Origin of the sequence: Rubrivivax benzoatilyticus JA2 = ATCC BAA-35 (assembly GCF_000190375.1) — a bacterium.
GTDB classification, from domain to species: domain Bacteria; phylum Pseudomonadota; class Gammaproteobacteria; order Burkholderiales; family Burkholderiaceae_C; genus Rubrivivax; species Rubrivivax benzoatilyticus.
Genome location: NZ_AEWG01000027.1, coordinates 49,838 through 67,077, shown reverse-complemented (window position 1 = coordinate 67,077; position 17,240 = coordinate 49,838). Strand labels below are relative to the sequence as shown.

The 17,240-nt window shown below is 72.2% G+C and carries 16 protein-coding genes; 8 read left to right on the top strand and 8 right to left on the bottom strand.

The genetic code is table 11. The annotated features are described in order from the left end of the window. The first annotated feature begins 70 nt into the window (after positions 1-70). Complete coding sequence (gene fur, locus RBXJA2T_RS02770; protein WP_009855794.1) at positions 71-502, top strand: ferric iron uptake transcriptional regulator; 432 nt, start codon at positions 71-73, stop codon at positions 500-502. A gap of 31 nt (positions 503-533) precedes the next feature. Here the strand turns inward: fur and hprK are convergent, their stop codons facing one another. The 5 genes from hprK to RBXJA2T_RS02745 all read right to left on the bottom strand — a co-directional run bounded on the left by hprK (position 534) and on the right by RBXJA2T_RS02745 (position 6,032). Continuing rightward, entirely contained in the window at positions 534-1,487 is a 954-nt protein-coding gene (gene hprK, locus RBXJA2T_RS02765) for an HPr(Ser) kinase/phosphatase (protein ID WP_009855793.1), read from the bottom strand. A 13-nt stretch (positions 1,488-1,500) separates the two neighbouring features. Then, positions 1,501-1,971, bottom strand: coding sequence for a PTS sugar transporter subunit IIA (locus tag RBXJA2T_RS02760; RefSeq protein WP_009855792.1), 471 nt, complete (start codon positions 1,969-1,971; stop codon positions 1,501-1,503). Between the two features lie 248 nt (positions 1,972-2,219). Beyond that, positions 2,220-2,561 (bottom strand): ribosome hibernation-promoting factor, HPF/YfiA family, encoded by a 342-nt coding sequence (hpf, locus tag RBXJA2T_RS02755; protein WP_009855791.1) that lies wholly within the window; start codon positions 2,559-2,561, stop codon positions 2,220-2,222. 290 nt (positions 2,562-2,851) lie between these two features. Next, on the bottom strand, positions 2,852-5,287 hold the full coding sequence (locus tag RBXJA2T_RS02750) for an ATP-binding protein (protein WP_009855790.1): 2,436 nt from the start codon (positions 5,285-5,287) through the stop codon (positions 2,852-2,854). A gap of 46 nt (positions 5,288-5,333) precedes the next feature. Beyond that, complete coding sequence (locus RBXJA2T_RS02745) at positions 5,334-6,032, bottom strand: HD-GYP domain-containing protein (protein WP_009855789.1); 699 nt, start codon at positions 6,030-6,032, stop codon at positions 5,334-5,336. 184 nt (positions 6,033-6,216) lie between these two features. On the opposite strand from RBXJA2T_RS02745, the gene RBXJA2T_RS02740 reads away from it, so the two are divergent. After that, on the top strand, positions 6,217-6,840 hold the full coding sequence (locus RBXJA2T_RS02740) for a response regulator (protein ID WP_009855788.1): 624 nt from the start codon (positions 6,217-6,219) through the stop codon (positions 6,838-6,840). Further along, the gene (locus RBXJA2T_RS02735) at positions 6,837-7,565 is read left to right on the top strand and encodes a response regulator (RefSeq protein WP_009855787.1); all 729 of its coding nucleotides are present in this window, start codon (positions 6,837-6,839) and stop codon (positions 7,563-7,565) included. The genes RBXJA2T_RS02740 and RBXJA2T_RS02735 overlap by 4 nt, the downstream gene beginning before the upstream one ends. A gap of 48 nt (positions 7,566-7,613) precedes the next feature. Here RBXJA2T_RS02735 and RBXJA2T_RS02730 read toward each other — a convergent pair whose 3' ends face one another. Continuing rightward, the gene (locus RBXJA2T_RS02730; RefSeq protein ID WP_009855786.1) at positions 7,614-9,782 is read right to left on the bottom strand and encodes a prolyl oligopeptidase family serine peptidase; all 2,169 of its coding nucleotides are present in this window, start codon (positions 9,780-9,782) and stop codon (positions 7,614-7,616) included. Positions 9,783-9,945: 163 nt separating this feature from the next. On the opposite strand from RBXJA2T_RS02730, the gene RBXJA2T_RS02725 reads away from it, so the two are divergent. The 5 genes from RBXJA2T_RS02725 to RBXJA2T_RS02705 all read left to right on the top strand — a co-directional run bounded on the left by RBXJA2T_RS02725 (position 9,946) and on the right by RBXJA2T_RS02705 (position 15,828). Then, entirely contained in the window at positions 9,946-11,049 is a 1,104-nt protein-coding gene (locus RBXJA2T_RS02725; protein WP_009855785.1) for a sensor histidine kinase, read from the top strand. A 32-nt stretch (positions 11,050-11,081) separates the two neighbouring features. Continuing rightward, entirely contained in the window at positions 11,082-11,453 is a 372-nt protein-coding gene (locus tag RBXJA2T_RS02720) for a response regulator transcription factor (protein WP_009855784.1), read from the top strand. Positions 11,454-11,507: 54 nt separating this feature from the next. Further along, positions 11,508-14,078 carry a PAS domain S-box protein gene (locus RBXJA2T_RS02715; RefSeq protein ID WP_009855783.1) on the top strand — a complete coding sequence of 857 codons (2,571 nt, stop codon included), beginning with the start codon at positions 11,508-11,510 and terminating at the stop codon, positions 14,076-14,078. A 165-nt stretch (positions 14,079-14,243) separates the two neighbouring features. Next, positions 14,244-15,221 (top strand): magnesium/cobalt transporter CorA, encoded by a 978-nt coding sequence (corA, locus tag RBXJA2T_RS02710; protein ID WP_009855782.1) that lies wholly within the window; start codon positions 14,244-14,246, stop codon positions 15,219-15,221. A 124-nt stretch (positions 15,222-15,345) separates the two neighbouring features. Next, positions 15,346-15,828 (top strand): hypothetical protein, encoded by a 483-nt coding sequence (locus RBXJA2T_RS02705; protein WP_029718848.1) that lies wholly within the window; start codon positions 15,346-15,348, stop codon positions 15,826-15,828. Positions 15,829-16,009: 181 nt separating this feature from the next. On the opposite strand, the gene RBXJA2T_RS02700 is transcribed toward RBXJA2T_RS02705, so the two are convergent. Together RBXJA2T_RS02700 and RBXJA2T_RS02695 are read right to left on the bottom strand one after the other, a co-directional pair. After that, the gene (locus RBXJA2T_RS02700) at positions 16,010-16,456 is read right to left on the bottom strand and encodes a nuclear transport factor 2 family protein (protein WP_009855780.1); all 447 of its coding nucleotides are present in this window, start codon (positions 16,454-16,456) and stop codon (positions 16,010-16,012) included. Then, positions 16,453-17,238 carry an SDR family NAD(P)-dependent oxidoreductase gene (locus RBXJA2T_RS02695; RefSeq protein ID WP_009855779.1) on the bottom strand — a complete coding sequence of 262 codons (786 nt, stop codon included), beginning with the start codon at positions 17,236-17,238 and terminating at the stop codon, positions 16,453-16,455. Before RBXJA2T_RS02695 ends, RBXJA2T_RS02700 begins: the two co-directional genes overlap by 4 nt. Between the last annotated feature and the right edge of the window lie 2 nt (positions 17,239-17,240).

Genomic DNA, 17,240 nt, shown 5'->3' with positions numbered 1-17,240 from the left:
CGTGAGGCTGGCTATGATGCTCGGCATTCTAGCCGGCGAGTCCGGGCGCCGGCCCTCGAGGATTTCCGACATGTCCAATGCCGAAGAACTGAAGAGCAGCGGCCTGAAGGCCACGCTGCCCCGCATCAAGATCCTGGAGGTCTTCCAGAGCGCCGAGCGCCGCCACATGACGGCCGAGGACGTTTTCAAGGCGCTGCTCAACGAAGGCGCCGACATCGGCCTGGCCACCGTCTACCGCGTGCTGATGCAGTTCGAGCAGGCGGGCCTGCTGTCGCGCAGCAACTTCGAGTCCGGCAAGTCGGTCTTCGAGCTCAACGAGGGCCAGCACCACGACCACCTGGTGTGCATGGACTGCGGCCGCGTCGAGGAGTTCTACGACCCGGAGATCGAGGTCCGCCAGCGCGCCATCGCGTCGCAGCGCGGTTTCGAGCTGCAGGACCACGCGCTGGCGCTGTACGCACGCTGCACGCGGCCGGACTGCAAGCACCGCCACGGCAAGTGAGCGGCGCGCGCGGCCGGCGCGCGTTACGTCGTCAGCCCTGGCCGCGTTCCATCGCGCGCTGGTGGCGCTCGATGAATTCCTGGTAGGTGTCGATGCCGCGCAGCTGCAGCACCGTGTTGCGCACCGCGGCCTCGACGAGCACCGCGAGGTTGCGCCCGGCGTCGACCGCGATCACCACCTTGCGCACCGGCAGGCCGAGGATCTCCTCGTACAGCGGCTCGTAGGGCAGGCGCTCGAACTCGCGCTCCATCGTCTCCTTGCGCACCAGGTGCACGATGAGGCGCAGGCGCATCTTCCGCCGCACCGCGGTCTCGCCGAAGATCGCCTTGATGTCCAGCAGGCCGATGCCGCGCACCTCGAGCAGGTTCATCAGCAGCTCGGGGCAGCGGCCCTCGAGCGCGGTCTGCGAGGTGCGGTACAGGTCGACGGCGTCGTCGGCGACGAGCCCGTGGCCGCGCGAGATCAGCTCCAGCCCGAGTTCGCTCTTGCCCAGGCCCGATTCGCCGGTGAGCAGCACGCCCAGGCCGAGGATGTCCATGAACACGCCGTGGCGCGTCGTGCGTTCGGCGAACAGGTGCGCGAGGTAGGCGCGCACGACGTCGATGACGTGGCCGGCCGATTCGCGCGTGATGAACAGCGGGATCTCGGCGCGGTCGCACATCGCCACCAGCCGGTCCGGCGGCACCTGCTCGTCGGCGACGATCAGCACCGGCGGCTCCAGCGTGACGATGCGCGCGATGCGCCGTTCCTGGTCTTCCGGCGCGCTGGCGACGAGATAGGCGATCTCGCGCCGGCCGACGATCTGCACCCGGTACGGGTGGATGTAGTTCAGGTAGCCGACGAGGTCGGCCGCGGAGCGTGCGTCGCGCACCGCGCTGTCGTCGAAGCGGCGCTCGGGGTGCGCGTGGCCGGCGATCCACTCCCAGCGCAGCGCGGTGCGATGCGCCTCGAACAGTGCCTCGGCGCTGATCGATGTCGGCTTCATCGCGCGTGCGCCGTCATGCGACGGACTTCAGCGGTTCCCAGTCGTGGATCAGCTTGTGCACCGCGGCCGCGTCGGCCTCGGTCTTGAGCTTCTCGCGCAGTTCGCGGTCGGACAGCATCTCGGCGATCTCGGAGAGGATCTCCAGATGCCGCTGCGTCGCCGCCTCGGGCACGAGCAGGAAGATCAGCAGCGACACCGGCTCGTCGTCCGGGGCGTCGAACGGGATCGGCTGCTGCACCCGCAGCACGGCGGCGAGCGGATTCTTCAGGCCCTTGATGCGGCCGTGCGGGATCGCGACGGCGTGGCCCAGACCGGTGGAGCCCAGGCGTTCGCGAGCGAACAGGTTGTCGGTGACGAGGCCGCGTGCGATCGAATGCTGGTTCTCGAACAGCAGCCCCGCCTGTTCGAAGACACGCTTCTTGCTCGTCGCTTCGACGTTCACCAGCACGTTGCTGGCAGGCAGGATGGCGGCGAGTCGGTTCATGGGGACTTCCCCTCGCGGGCCGCGTTTCTGCTGCGCTGCTGCCGCGTCGTGTTGCTAGACGATGGATGATAGCAATCGGGGTTCCGACCGGCTCGCGAGCGGGCCACCCGATGCAGGGGAACCGAGAATTCTTGCGGCTGCATCACAACAAGTGTTTGCGGCAGATGAAAAACCCTGTGCCCGCGCGCCGCGGCGGTCCATGAAAAACGGCCCCCTCGGGGCCGTCGCAGAGGCCGGGCGCGGCGGCGTCAGCCGGCGTTGGCCTCCAGGCGCTTGGCCGTGGCGTGGTGGTGATCCTGGACCTTGTCCTTGTGGCGCACGACCTGGCGGTCGAGCTTGTCCATCAGCTGGTCGATCGCCGCGTACAGATCCTCGTGGGCCTGCTCGACGAAGATGTCGCGGCCCTTCACGCGCAGCGTCACCTCGGCCTTCTGGCGGCGTTCCTTTTCCTTGAGCTTCTCGACGGTGAGCAGCACCGTGACGTCCACGACCTGGTCGAAGTGGCGCGTGACGCGATCCAGCTTGGTGAGCACGTACTCACGAAGGGCCGGCGTGACTTCGAGGTGGTGGCCGCTGATCGTCAGGTTCATCTAGACCTCCTTTGAGAGGGGTGGGAACGCGCCGTGCCCTGGTGGTGCGAGCGGGCCCGGCTGGGTGAAAAGGCGGGAGTTCGGTAGCGGTGCTGGGAGGGGGGCGGAAGGGGCTTTTCGAGGGCCGTCCGGGCCAGTGTGCACCCGTTGCAGAACGATGACAAGCGGGCTCCGGAGCGGTCGTGAGGGCGTTCCGAACGGCGGTTTCAAAGCCCTTGACGGCGCGCAGAAACACACGATCCACAACCCCCGCCGGCCGCTGCCGCGCGGCATGATGGGCAGTTGTCCGGTCAGACGACGGTATCCGCGAAGCCGCGCGCCGGCACCGCGATCGTGAAGCGGCTGCCGCCGCCGTCGGCGTTTTCGGCCTGGATGCTGCCGCCGTGCGCCTCGACGATCTTGCGGCAGATCGCCAGGCCCAGCCCGGTGCCGCCCGAGCCGTCCTTCGTCTTGCTCGACTGCACGAAGGCCTCGAAGATCTTCTCCAGCTCGCCCGGCGGGATGCCCGGGCCGTGGTCGCGCACCGCGACGACGATCTGGTTGCGGGCGTCGACGTCGCCGCGCACCGTGATCGTCTCGCCGTCGGGCGAAAAGCGAACCGCATTGGCGAGCACGTTGCGCACCACCTGCTGGAAGCGCATCGGGTCGACCTTGGCGACCAGCGGGCCTTCGCTGAGCGCCAGGTCCAGGTGCAGGCGTCGCCGCGCCAGCAGCGGGTCGATCTCGCGCGCGACCTCGCGCACCAGCGGCCGCAGGTCGGTGCGCTCGAGGTGGAAGGTGCCCACCGTGCTCTCGATCTTGGAGACGTCGAGCAGGTCGTTGACCAGCGCCAGCATGCGCTGCCCGGCGGCGTGGATGTCGCCGAACATCGACGCCAGGCGCTCGTGCGCGCGGCCGCGCACCATGCCCAGCTCGGAGAAGCCGATGATCGCCTGCAGCGGCGTGCGCAGCTCGTGGCTGATGTTGGCGATGAACTCGGACTTCGCGCGCGAGGCCTCCTCGGCGATGTCGCGCGCCTCGCGCATCGTGCGGTCGGCCTCGCGGAACTCGGTGATGTCGGTCAGCGCCGCGATCAGCCCGCGCGGGCGGCCGTCGGCGTCGGTCACGGCGGCCTTGGTCACGGCCATCGTGCGCCGCGTGCCGTCGGCCTGCGAGACCTCGGACTCGTAGCTCAGCGAGCCGCCACGCTCCAGCACCTCGCGGTTGTGGCGTTCGTGCACCTCGGCCTCGGCCGGCAGCAGGTAGTCGCTCGCCCGCTTGCCGACCAGGTCCTCGCGCGGGATGCCCGACTGCTGCTCCCAGGCCCGGTTGACCGTCACGTAGGCGGCCTCGCGGTCCATCAGCGCCACCGGCAGCGGCATCGTGTCGAGCATCAGCGCCGACAGCGCGAGCTGCTCCTGCAGCTCGCGCTGCGCCGCGCAGCGCTCGGTGACGTCGACCGCGCTGCCGGCGTGGCCGACGACCCGGCCGCCCTCGATCAGCGGCGACACGGCGAGGTCGAACAGGCGCTGCTCGGTGCCGGCGAAACTCACCTGGGCGGCGCGCGAGCCGCTGGCCGACGGCGCCAGCAGCGCCGCGACCGCCTCGCGCGACGACGGCGCCATCAGGTCGACGAGGGCCTGGCCGAGCAGCCGTTCGCCCGGCTGCCCGGTGGCGGCCAGCCAGCGCGCGTTGACGAAGGTGAGCCGGCCCTCGGCGTCGGTGCGGAAGATCAGCTCCTGCACGCTCTTGACGATGACGCTCAGCTCGCGTTCGCGCAGCGCCACCGCGAGCTGCGCGGCGTCGCGCTGGCGCCGGGCGGCCTCGCGTGCGCGCACGCTGCGTTCGGCGACGAAGGTCATCGCCGCGATCAGGGCGGCGGCCGCGGCGGCCCCGGCCGCCAGCCAAGCGACCATCCGCCGCCAGGTGGCCAGCGCGACGTCGAGGTCGCGCGTGACGAGCACCGTCAGCTCGGGCTGCGAGGCCAGCGTGCGCGCCGCGGTGACGTGCTGCGGCAGGTCGTCAACCGTGAAGCGGCCGTCTTCGCCGGCGGCGATGCGTTCGCCTGCGGCCACGACGGCCGCGGGCGTCGCGCTCAGCACCAGCCCGTCGCGCCGCACCAGCATCGCGCTGGTGCCCGGGTCCTCGAGTGCGTGGCGCTGCAAGCGCGCCAGCTCGGCGGGGTCCAGCAGGCCCACCAGCGTCAGCGGCCGGCCGTCGGCGGCGAGCACGCCGCGCAGCACCGGCACCGCCGCCCGAGCCGGCAGCACGGGCGACGCGTCGGCGAGGTAGCCGCCATAGTCCAGCTGCCCGGGCGCCGGCAGCCTGGAGATCCGCGCCAGCTCGATCGTGCGTCCGCGTGCGCCCGGCACGCTGGACGCGAGGACGAGGCCGCGGCTGTCCACCAGCACGGTGGCGGCGACCAGCGGCTGGCCGGCGGCGATCTGCGCGAACGCGGTGCCCAGCTCGGCATGGCGCTCCACCGGCATGCGGCTCGCCACGTCTGCGGCGGCGGCCAGCACCCGGCCGGCGTCTTCGAGCTCGTGCGTCGCGTGCTCTTCGACCATGCGGGCCAGCAGTTCGGCCCGGTCCAGCTGAACGTCCCGCGCTTCGCCGTACTCGTAGGCGGCGATGGCGCCCGTGACGGCCAGCAGCAGCGCGACCAGCGCCGCGCCGCCGCCGATGACGAGGCGTGCGGTCAGCGGCCGCGGGCGTCGGCGGCGAGGGTTGGCCGCCTGCGTGTTCACGGCGACAACCCGCGGCCGCTTCCGCCAGGCAGCGACGAGCCCCGGCTCATGGCGCGAGGGCTTCGGCCGGGGTCGGGCCGTCGACGAGTTCGGCGAAGCTGGGCTTGCGGCGGTTGATCGTGTCGCGCAGCCGGATCAGCTGCGGCGCATGGTCCAGGAATGCCGCGGCGATGCGCGGGTCGAAGGCGCGTCCGGCCTGCTCCCGAAGCATCTGCAGGGCCTGGGCGTCGGAGAAGGCCTTGCGGTAGCAGCGGTCCATCGTCAGCGCGTCGAAGAAGTCGACGACGGCGACGATACGCCCCGACAGCGGAATCGTGTCGCCTTTCAGCCCCGATGGATAACCCGTGCCGTCCCAGCGCTCGTGGTGCGACAGCGCGACCTCGGCCGCCAGCCGGAACAGCGGAATGCGCGACTGGCCGAGGATCTCCGCGCCGATGCGCGCGTGCTCGTTCATCGTCGCGCGCTCCTGCTCGTCGAGCACGCCGGGCTTCTGCAGCACCTTGTCCGGGATGCCGATCTTGCCGACGTCGTGCATCGGGGCGGCCTTGCGCAGCATCGCGGCCCAGCGGTCGCTGCGCCCGACGGCCAGCGCCAGCGCCTCGCACAGGAAACCCATGCGGATGATGTGCTCGCCGGTGTCGCTGTCGCGGTACTCGGCCGCCAGCGCGAGGCGAAACAGCGTCTCGTGGTGGGCGCGCGTGACCTCCTGGTACATCTCGCCGAAGTCACGCAGGAAACATTCCATCTGTGCATGCGCGGCCTCGTCGAAGCGGTTTGCTGACGCGCTCGAGTCCGGGGGGCTGGGGTGGCCTGTCGCGGCGGCCATGGGCGAAGAATCGTTCATCGGTCGTGATGGATTATCAGCAATGATGTTTTTATCACTTGCTGCCGGGCGTTCCGCGAGCCCGGAAATTCGGCAGAATTACTCGATGGCCGAGACCCCGATGCCCGACGACGTACGAGATACCTTCAGCACGCTGGAAGTCGCGCGCCTGCTCGGAATGGCCGTGCGTTCGGTCCAGATGATGGTCGACCGCGGCGAGCTCGAGGCCTGGAAGACACCCGGCGGACACCGCCGCATCTCGCGCGAATCGGTCGAACGCTGGCGCGAGGGTCGGCGCTCCGGTCCGGCGCGCCCGGCGCCCGTGGCGCGAGCCGTCCCGGCGGCGCGGCGCGTGCTGCTGATCGAAGACTCCGCGCATTACCAGAACCTGGTGTCGCTGCTCGTGCGGCAGCACCTGCCCGGCGTCGAGCTGCACGTCGCCGACGACGGCATCGCCGGCCTGGCGCTGGCCGGCCAGTTGCAGCCCGACGTGCTGATCGTCGACATCCTGCTGCCGGGCATCGACGGCGCGACGCTGATCACCAGCCTGCGCTCGCACTCGCAGTTCAGCCGCAGCCGGCTGGTCGTGGTGACCTCGCTGGACGAGGCCGGCCGCGCGCCCTATGCCTTCGCGCTGGAGGGCGTGCCCGTCGTGCACAAGCCGCAGCTCGTCGCGCAACTGCCCGGCCTGCTGAAGGCGGCACTCGAAGCCACCACGGCGGCCGCATGACGGCGGCGCCCGCCGACGACGTCACGGCGTCGTTGCCGCGGGTGCTGCTCGTCGAGGACGATCCTTCCATCCGCCGTTTCGTCCAGATCGCGCTGGAGGAACTGCCGCTGCATCTGGTCGAGGCGGCGACGCTGGCCGAGGCGCGCGCCGCGCTGTCCCGGGAGCCGGTCAGGCTGGTGATCTGCGACCTGATGCTGCCCGACGGCAACGGCGTGGACCTGCTGCACGAGCTGGCCGCCACCGGCCCCGCGCGGCCGCGGCTCGTCGCCTTCAGCGCCGGCATCTCGGCCGAGCGCCGCCACGAACTCGAGGCCCTGGGTGTCGACGAGGTCCTGTCCAAGCCGGTGCCGCTGGACGAGCTGGAATCCTGCGCCCGCCGGGCGCTGCACGATCCGGCCGCCCCGCCACCGGTGCCCGCCCCGGGCGCCGTGGCGCAGTTCTTCGCCGGCGACGCCGTGCTGTACGAGGCTTATCGCGCCAGCTGCCTGCCGCAGTTCCTGCGCGACGTGCGCCAGGGTGATGCAGCACTGGACGCCGGCGACCTGGCGGCGCTGCGCCGCCTGGCGCACAGCCTGAAGTCGGTGCTGCTGACGCTGGGTTACGCCGCCGACGCCGAACGCGCCGCGGCGCTCGACCGGGCGTCGGCTGCCGGCGACGCCGCAGCGGCGCGCGACGGCTGGACCCTGCTGCGCGGCGCGCTGCTGGCGATCGTCGAAGCCGGCTGAGACGGCACGGCAGCCGCGCCGGCCGTGCCGGCCCGCCCTCGCCGCGTGTCAGCGTGCGCTGCCGGTCGCCTGCCAGCGCAGGAAGGCGTAGATGTCGGCCGTCTCGGCGGCCTGCTGGGCGCGGGTCGCGCCACCGCCGTGGCCGCCGGCGTAGTCCAGCCGGAGCAGCACCGGCTTGCCGCTGGCCGTGGCCTGCCGCAGCCGGGCGGCCATCTTCAGGCTCTGCCAGACCTCGACGCGGGCATCGTTGACGCCGTGCGTCAGCAGCACCGCCGGATAGCGCACGCCGTCGCGCACCTGGTGGTAGCTGCTCATCGCCAGCAGCGCACGCAGTCCGTCCGCGGTGGCGACGCTGCCGAACTCGGGGATGTTGGGCGGGCCGTTGGGCTCGAGCTCGGCACGCACCATGTCGAGCGCGCCGACCGACAGCACCGCGGCCCCGAACAGGTCGGGCCGCTCGGTGATCGCGCGGCCGACGAGCACGCCGCCGGCGCTGGCGCCCCAGGCCCCCAGCCGCGCCGGCGTCGTGTAGCCCTCGGCGACGAGGTACTCGGCGGTGGCGATGAAGTCCTTCCAGCTGTTGGGTTTGGTCTCGCGCAGGCCGCCGCGGTACCAGTCCTGGCCGAAGGCGCCCGAGCCGCGCGGGTTGGCGACGGCAAAGACGCCGCCACGGTCCAGCCAGGCCAGCCGGGTGGCCGAGAACCAGGGTTCGTCGGTCATGCCGTAGCTGGCGTAGCCCCAGAGCAGTGCCGGCGCGCGGCCGTCGAGCTTCAGCCCGGCGCGGTGCACGATGGCCAGCGGCACGCGCACGCCGTCGTGGCCGGGCACCAGCACCTCGCGCACGACGTAGCGCCCGGCCGCGGGCATGCGTCCCGGGCGCAGCAGCCGGGTGTCGGTCACCGTCACCGCGCCGTCGGCGCCGGGGGCCACCGACCACAGGCGCTCGGGCTCGGTCCAGCCTTGCAGCGCGAGCATCACGCCGGGCAGGCCCGGGTCCGCGCCGGCGAACTCGAAGGCGCCGCGCAGCGGCAGCGCGACTTCCGTGGGTGCGGCGCCGCCGTCCAGCGGCAGGCGCAGCAGCGACGAGGCGCTGCCGTCGCGGCGGCGCAGGTACAGCGCGTCGGCGCCGCGCGCCAGCCCCGTCAGCACGCCTTCGCCCTCGGGCACGAGGACACGCGCGCCGGCCGGGTCCGGCGCCGCGACCGAGGTTTCCAGCAAGCGTGAGCGCGGCGCGCCGAGGTGGCTCAGCAGGAACAGCCGCTCGCCGGCGGTCTCCAGCGCCGTGACCCCGGCCTCGCGCCCGAACGCCGGGCGCCAGCGTGCGGTGCCGGCGACGGCGTCGGCCAGCGGCGCCACCCAGACCGCGAGCTCGCGGTCGGTGCCGTGGCTGACCAGCCCCAGCGCCCAGCGCGTTCCGGGCACCGGCAGCACCGACGGCGAGTCCTGGGCCTCGTCGATCGCCACGCCGGGCGACTCGAAGGACAAGGCCACCGGGGCGTGTTCGGGGTCGGCGCCCAGGCGCACGAAGACGGCGCGCGAACCGGCGTACTTGTCGGCCGGCGCGGCGTCGGCGGCCGGGGCGCGCAGCCGGGTGAAGAAGAAGCCGCTCTCGTCGTCGAGCCAGGCGACGTTGCCGTACTGGGCGCGCTCGACCGGGCCGAGCACGCGCCGGCCGCTGCGTGTGTCGACGACGTGCAGCCGGGCGTCCTCGGAGCCGCCTGCGGACAGGCCGAAGGCGACGTAGCGCCCCTGCGGCGAGGCCACGAAGTAGTCGATCGCATGCGGCGTGCCGCGCGGCCGGCCCAGCGCCTGCGGGTCCACCAGCAGGCGCTCGCGCCCGCCCTGGCGCAGGTAGAGGCGGAACTGGTCGTCGCGTGCGCCGCGCTTCTCGTAGAACAGCCGCCCGCCGGGGCGGCGCTGGACCTCGCCGAGCCGCGTGCCGGCGTCGGCCATCAGGCGCGCGACGTCGCTGGCCATCGCGGCGCGGCCGGGGATCTTGTCGAGCGTGCGCCGGGCCTCGCGCGAACGCGCCCGCATCCAGGCCGCGACCGCCGGGTCGCGCACGTTCTCGAGGTGGCGGAACGGGTCGGTCACCTCGATGCCGTGCAACGCCTCGACGACCGGGCGCGGGCTGCCGGCGTCGGGGGCCTTTGCGGGCGAGGCGGGCGCCGCGACGGCGACGAGCAGCGAGGCGGCGGACAGGAGCAGGCGGATCACGGCGCGGCCTTCCAGCGATGCGGGGCGCCCAGGATAACGAGCGGGCCGCGGCACGGCCTGCGGCGGGCCGCGGCGGCCGGCCCCCGGCTTGAAAGCGTGACCGATTACCGCGTGCAAAAGTGATAAAGATGCAAAATGCGATCCCAAGGGACGAACGCTGATCATGCATTCCACGCTGACCGAACTGCTTGAGAACATGAAGTCGGGGCTGCTGTGGGTTCACCGCGACGCCACGGTGCGTTATGCCAACAGTGATGCCGGCCTGCGCACCGGGCTGGCGCCGGGGCACCGGCTCTTCGACCCCGACCTCGCCGCCGCGGTGGCCGCCGCGGTGACGCAGCAGACCGCGCGCAAGCTGGTCTCGGTCGGTGTGGCGCCCGCGCCCGGGCTGCCGCCGCCGGACCTGCAGTGCCGCGTGATCCCGGGGCTGTCGCGCGAGGACGCCTTCGTGCTGATCGCGCCGGAGGCCGCCGACGACGCCGGCTCGGCCTTCGACAACCTGATGCAGGTGATCCGCGCCGACCTGCGCGACCCGCTGGCCGAGACGCGCGGCGCGATGGCCCTCGCCCGCGAGCACGGCGGCGGCCCGGAGCTCGACGCGCTGGTCGACGGCGTGCAGGAGCTGGTGCGTGTGCTCGACAAGCTGGTCGACCTGGCGCAGCTGTGGGGCAGCGGCGCGCTGTTCGCCAACGACCGCATCGAGCTGTGGGCGCTGCTGCAGTCGGTCTGGGCCGAGGTCGAGCCGGTGGCGCTGGCGCGCCAGATCAAGGTGCGTTTTCGCGCCCAGTCCGACGCCGCCAGCCTGGCGACGCTGTACGGCAGCGAGCACTGGCTGCGCCGCGTCTTCCTCGAGTGCCTGGAGTCGGCGCTGCGCAGCTCGCCGTCCGGCGCGGTGCTGGACATCGAGCACCGCCAGATGGGGCCGCGTGCGGTGATCGTGTTCCGCGACTGCGGCATGTTCGCGCCGCGCGTGGCCGATGCCGTCGACCTGCCGCGCAATCCGCCGTCCGGCCGCCGCGCGCCGGCCAAGCGCGACGCTCGCGACCAGATCGGCTTCAAGCTCTGCCAGCACATCGTCTCGCTGCACGGCGGCCAGCTGCGCGAGGAGGACGACGACGGCATGCGCAACTTCGTCATCGACCTGCCCACCGGCGCGCCGCACCGCAGCGAGCAGCCGCAGCTGGACATCATGCAGGCCCAGCAGTACGCCCGCGACCTGGCCGAGCTGATGTCGCGTGCCCGCAAGCGCGACGCCGCCGCGCGCTGAGCAGCCTCCCACCCGTTTCACCAGGAGCCGCCATGAAGCGTGTTCTCATCGTCGAAGACCAGGCCGACATCCGCAAGCTGATCCGCATGACGCTGGAGTTCGAGGCCTACGAGATCCACGAGGCCGCCGACGGCGCCTACGGGCTGCGCCTGGCGCTGGCCGTCAAGCCCGACCTCGTGCTGCTCGACGTCATGATGCCCGGCGAGCTCGACGGCCTGCAGGTCTGCCAGCGGCTGAAGAACGACCCGTCGACGCGGGGCATGAAGATCGTGCTGCTGACCGCGCGTGGCCAGGCCCGCGACCGCGAGGCCGGCCAGGCCGCCGGCGCCGACGAGTACCTCGTCAAGCCGTTCAGCCCGCTGCAGCTGATCGACACCATCGAGCGCCTGCTGGAGACCGCCTGATGGCCCCGCGGCCATGGCCCCCTGGCGGCCTGGCCGCGGCGGCTGCGGCACCAGTTGCTGGCGCTGCTCGTGCTCAGCACGGCGCTGGCGATGCTGCTGCTGCACCGCGTGTCGGCCTCGCGCCTGGACGAGGTGGCCACGCTGACCAGCCTGCGCTGGGCGGAGTCGATCGCCCAGGGCGTGTCGGCCGCGGCCACCGTGCCGCTGGAGGCCGGTGACGCCGCCGAGCTCGAGAGCGTGCTGCGCAGCTTCGCCGGCATGCCGGGTGTGGAGCGGCTGGAGGTCGTCGACTCGCGCGGCGTGCAGCTGCTGTCGCTGCGCCAGTCGGCCGAAGGGCTGGTCGCGCGCGAGACGCCGAGCGCGGCGCCGGCACGCGGCGCGCCGGCCGTGGCCGGCCGTGCCGCGCGCGTCGGTGACGACGCGGTCCAGGTCTGGGCTCCGGTCGGCCCCGGCGGCCGCCTCGGCAGCTTCGGTGTGACCTACTCGCTGCAAGCCGAGCGCGAGCGCCTCGGCGCGCTGTCGTACGAGGCGGTGCTGGCGATCGCGCTGGTCAGCCTGCTGACCATCGTCGTCAGCTACGGCTTCATCCAGCGTGCGCTGGCGCCGCTGCAGCGGCTGGTGCGCTTCTCCACCGAGCTCGGCCGCAACGCCGGCGCCCGCCTCGAGATCGACGGCGGCAGCCGCGAGTTCCGCGAGCTGGCCGAGGCCTTGAACGACACCTCGTCGCGGCTGCGCGACCAGATGGCGGCGATCGGCCGCGCCGAGTCGCGCAACGAGGCCATCCTGCAGGCCGTGCCCGACGTCATCCTCGGCCTCGACGCCGGCGGCCGCGTGTGCGTCGTCAATCCGGGCGTCAGCAGCATCTTCGGCCTGCAGCCCGAGGAGGCGCTGGGCCGGCCGGTGTCCGACCTGCTGCCCGGGCTCGACTGCGAGGAGGCCGAGCGGCGCACGCTGGCCGGCCTGTACATGCGCTCCAGCGGCACCTACGTCGCGCGCTTCGAGATCGAGGCGCTGCGCCGCGGCGGCACGCCGTTCCCGGCCGAGGTGTCGCTGTCGCGCACCGAGACCGCCGACGGCCTGCGTTATGCCGCCGTGGTGCGCGACATGACCGAGCAGCGCATGACCTTCTCGATGCTCAACCTGTACAGCCGGGCGCTGGAGTGCACGACCAACGGCGTCGTCATCTGCGACATGTCGCTGCCGGGCTATCCGGTCTTCTACGCCAACCCGGCGTTCGGCCGCATCACCGGCTACGCCGCCGACGAGACGACCGGCCGCAGCTGCGCCTTCCTGCAGGGCGACGACCGCGACCAGCCGCAGCTCGCCGAGCTGACGCGGGCCATCGGCCGCGGCGAGTCGACCCAGGTCGTGCTGCGCAACTACCGCAAGGACGGCACGCTGTTCTTCAACGAGCTGACGGTCTCGCCGGTGCCCAACGCCGAGGGCGCGCCGCAGCACTACGTCGGCGTGCTCAACGACGTCACCGAACGCGAGCGCGCGCGCATGGCGATCGCCGAGCGCAGCGAGCGGCTGAACGCGGTCTTCGACCTGTCGCCCGACGGCTTCGTCGTCTTCGACGGCGTCGACGGCGGCCGCCTCGTCTACGGCAACCCGGCCTTCTTCGCGATGACCGGCTGGGACTCCGGCGTGCTCGACGCCGGGCTCGGCGTCGACGACTTCGACCGCCGCTTCCTCAAGCAGTGCGACGCCTCGACGCCCTACTCCCCGGTGTCGCTGGCGCTGGCCGCCGGCGACCGTGCCGACGGCCCCGACCTGCTGCAGCTGGTGCGCCCCGAGCGGCGCGTGCTCGCGCGCATGGCCCGCCGCGCCGGTGCCGGCCACCACGAGACCATCCTGTTCTTCCGCGACATCACGCGCGAGACCGAGGTCGACCGCATGAAGAGCGAGTTCCTCAGCACCGCGGCGCACGAGCTGCGCACGCCGATGGTCAGCGTCTTCGGCTTCACCGAGCTGCTGCTGCGCCGTCCGGTCTCCGAGGAGCGCCGCCGCGACATGCTGCAGACCATCCACCGCCAGGCCTCGCTGCTGATCAACATGGTCAACGAGCTGCTGGACCTGGCGCGCATCGAGGCCCGCCAGGGCAAGGACCTGAAGCGCGAGCCCTGCCGGCTGGACAGCCTGGTGACGCAGGCCGTCGGGCCGATGCTGATCCAGGGTGGCGCGCACGAGCTGCAGATCGACGTCGCCCATCCCGACTGCGTGCTCGACGTCGACCCCGAGAAGACCAACCGCGCGCTGACCAACGTGCTGTCCAACGCCGTCAAGTACTCGCCCGACGGCGGCACGATCGTGGTGACGACGCAGTCCGGCGAGCTGCACGGCGAGCCGGCGGTCGGCGTGCGCGTGACCGACCACGGCATCGGCATGACGTCCGAGCAGCTGGCGCGCGTCTTCGAGCGCTTCTACCGCGCCGACCCCTCCGGCAACATTCCGGGCACCGGGCTGGGCATGAGCCTGGTCAAGGAGATCGTCGAGCTGCAGGGCGGTCGCGTCGACGTCGCCAGCACCCCCGGACGGGGCACGACGGTGACCTTGTGGCTGCCGCTGTCGCGTGCCGCCGCGGCCCTGCCGTGGAGCTCCGATACCGCGGGCGCGGTGCAATAATCTGTCCTTCCCCGTCCACCGGGACACCTCATGGAACAGCCCCCTAGTCGCTGACCGTCGGCTCCGGCGTCGAACCTGGAGCGCGGCGGTCCGTCCAGCCCCTTCAGCCCATCGACCGGCCGCTGCGGACGCAGGTTCCGCCGTGGCACGACGCCGAGACTCGCGATGCTCAACGTCTTCACGCTGGCCAACGGCCGGCTGTTCCAGGAAGAGATCGACAACCCGCAGGCGCTGGCCGGCGTGCAGCCGGTCTGGGTCGATCTCGAAGCCCCCACCGCCGAGGAGAAGGGCTGGGTCCGCGCCCGCTTCGGCCTGGCCATCCCCGAGGACGTCGTCGACGAGGATCTCGAGGAGTCGGCCCGCTTCTACGAGGAAGACAACGGCGAGCTGCACATTCGCTCGGACTTCCTGATCGACGGCGACAACGGCCCCGACGGCCAGGGCTCGCGCAACGTGCGCGTGGCCTTCATCCTCTACGAGAAGGTGCTGTTCTCGGTGCACGCCGAGGACCTGCCGGTGTTCCGCCTGCTGCGCCTGCGTGCGCGCCGCATCCCGGCGCTGATCGAGGACGCCAAGGACGTGCTGCTCAAGCTCTACGACGCCGACGCCGAGTACTCGGCCGACGCGCTCGAGGGCGTCTACGACAACCTGGAGAAGGTCAGCGCGCGCGTGCTGCGCCAGGACGTCGACGACCGCAGCGCCGGCGAGGCGCTGGCCGCGATCGCGCGCGAGGAAGACCTGAACGGCCGCATCCGCCGCAACATGATGGACACGCGGCGCGCGCTCAGCTTCCTGATGCGCAGCCGCATGCTCAACGCCGAGCAGTTCGAGGAGGCGCGCCAGATCCTGCGCGACATCGACTCGCTGGACTCGCACACCGCGTTCCTGTTCGACAAGATCAACTTCCTGATGGACGCCACCGTCGGCTTCATCAACATCAACCAGAACAAGATCATCAAGATCTTCTCGGTGGCCTCGGTCGGGCTGCTGCCGCCGACGCTGATCGCGAGCATCTACGGCATGAACTTCCGCTTCATGCCCGAGCTCGAGTGGCAGTACGGCTATCCGTTCGCGATCGCGGTGATGGTGTCCTCGGTCGCCGCGCCGTTCCTGTACTTCCGCCGAAAAGGCTGGTTGCGTTAGTTCCTGCTCGCTCATTGCGGCGCCGGCGCATCCGCGTCAGCATGCGTGCGCCACCGACCATCGTGTAGTCTCCTGTCGCGGCTGCGCCCTGCGGCCGCGCCTCCACGATTCGGACGCAGGACCCATGAATCGACTCCCGCCCCTGACCGCGAGTGCCCGCCTGCGACATGCCGCCGCGGTGGCCGCGCTGGCGGCCCTGGCGTTCGCCGGCCCGGCCCGGGCCCAGTTCGCCACCGTGCCCGCGCCCGTGCTGGACCTGCCACCGGCGGCCTCGTCCGCCGAGCACGAGAAGCAGTACCGTGTCGAGGCTGCGCGGCACGTCTACGCCGCCTATCCTGCACGCATCTACAAGGGCCGGCTGCCGCCGCTGCTGTACTCGGTGATGGTCGTCGAGACCGAGATCGACGCGACGGGCCAGGTCGCCGGCGTGCACGTCGTGCGCAAGCCCGCGGCCGACGAGGTCGCGCCCTGGGTCGTGGCGATGATCAAACGCGCCGCACCCTACCCGGCGCCGGCGCGCCTGGGCGGCGCACGCTTCACCGAGATCTGGCTCGTCGACAAGAGCGGGCGCTTCCAGGTCGACGCCTTGACCGAAGGGCAGCGTTAGCAGTCCGGGCGGCCACGCTGCCCGGACTGCTGATGCTGCCGCTGAACCTTGGGCTCCCCGCGGCCCCCTCCGGGAGGGGGCTCCAGTTCGATAGACGGCACCCTCCAGCCTCCCTCCGCGAGGGAGGCTCCAGACGGTTTGACGATGGGCGGCGTGCGTGCGCGCGAGGCACGCCCCGCGATCAGCTCGACGCGCGGCGCTTGAGCCAGCGCATCGCGGCACCGACGGCGGGCAGCTTTTCGTACAGCTCCTCGGCGGCGTCCCAGTAGTCGCGGTGCAGCACGACGCGCCCGTCGGCGGCAAAACGGACGTGGGTCGCGCCGCGGATCGTCTGCTCGCCTTGCACGAAGCGTTTCATGCGGTAGTGCATGTCCCAGGTCAGGAAACACTGGTCGCCTGAAGCCACCGCCTCGTGCACGACGAAACGCGGCGCCTCCAGCGAGCGGAACATGTGCTCGAAGATCGCGGCGATCGCCGGCACGCCGCGCACCTCGTTGAACGGGTCCTTGAACACGGCGTCGGGCGCGTAGACCTCGCCCAGCCGCGCCAGCGCGGCCGGCGACAGCGTCTCGAAGGCTTCCACCAGGCGCTGCACACGCGGGTCGGGATGCGGGCTCTTCATCGTCACAGGCCGGTGGAGCGCCGCACCGCGGCGAAATAGGGGCCGTAGCCGACGTGGCGCAGCGCCTTCAGCCACAGCGTGAAGCGGCGCGGGAAGTGGATCTCGAAGTCGCCGCGCGCCCAGCCGCGCAGGATGGCCTCGGCGGCTTCTTCGGGCGTCAGCAGGGCCGGCATGCGAAACCCGTTGTTCGCCGTCAGCGGCGTCTCGACGAAGCCCGGGTTGACGATGGACACGCCGACGCCGGCCGGGTGCAGGTCCAGGTACAGCGTCTCGGCGAGGTTGATCAGCGCCGCCTTCGTCGGCCCGTAGGCCAGCGACTGCGGCAGGCCGCGGTAGCCGGCGACGCTGCCGACCAGGCTCAGGTGCGCGCTCTGGCCGGCGGCGGCGCGCGCGCGCATCGCCGGCAGCAGCGCGTCGAGCCAGTGCAGCGCGCCGGCGTAGTTCACCTGCACGTGGCGCAGCGCGACGTCCAGGTCGAAGGCGGTGGCGCGCATCGGCGTGTAGGTGCCGGCGCAGTACAGGGCCAGGTCGGGAGTGCCCGAGCCGGCGATCACCTCCCGGGCTGCGGCCTGCACCGCGGCGCGGTCGGTCACGTCCAGTGGCAGCGCGACGCTGCCCGGATGCGCGGCGACGAAACGCGCCAGCGCGTCGGCGTCGCGCGCCGAGACGGTGACACGCGCACCCAGCGCGTGCAGCCGCGAGGCCGTCGCGCGGCCGATGCCGGTGGAGGCGCCGACCAGCCAGGCGCTGCGGCCCTGCCAGTCGCGCAGCGGAGGGTTCAGGGGCATGG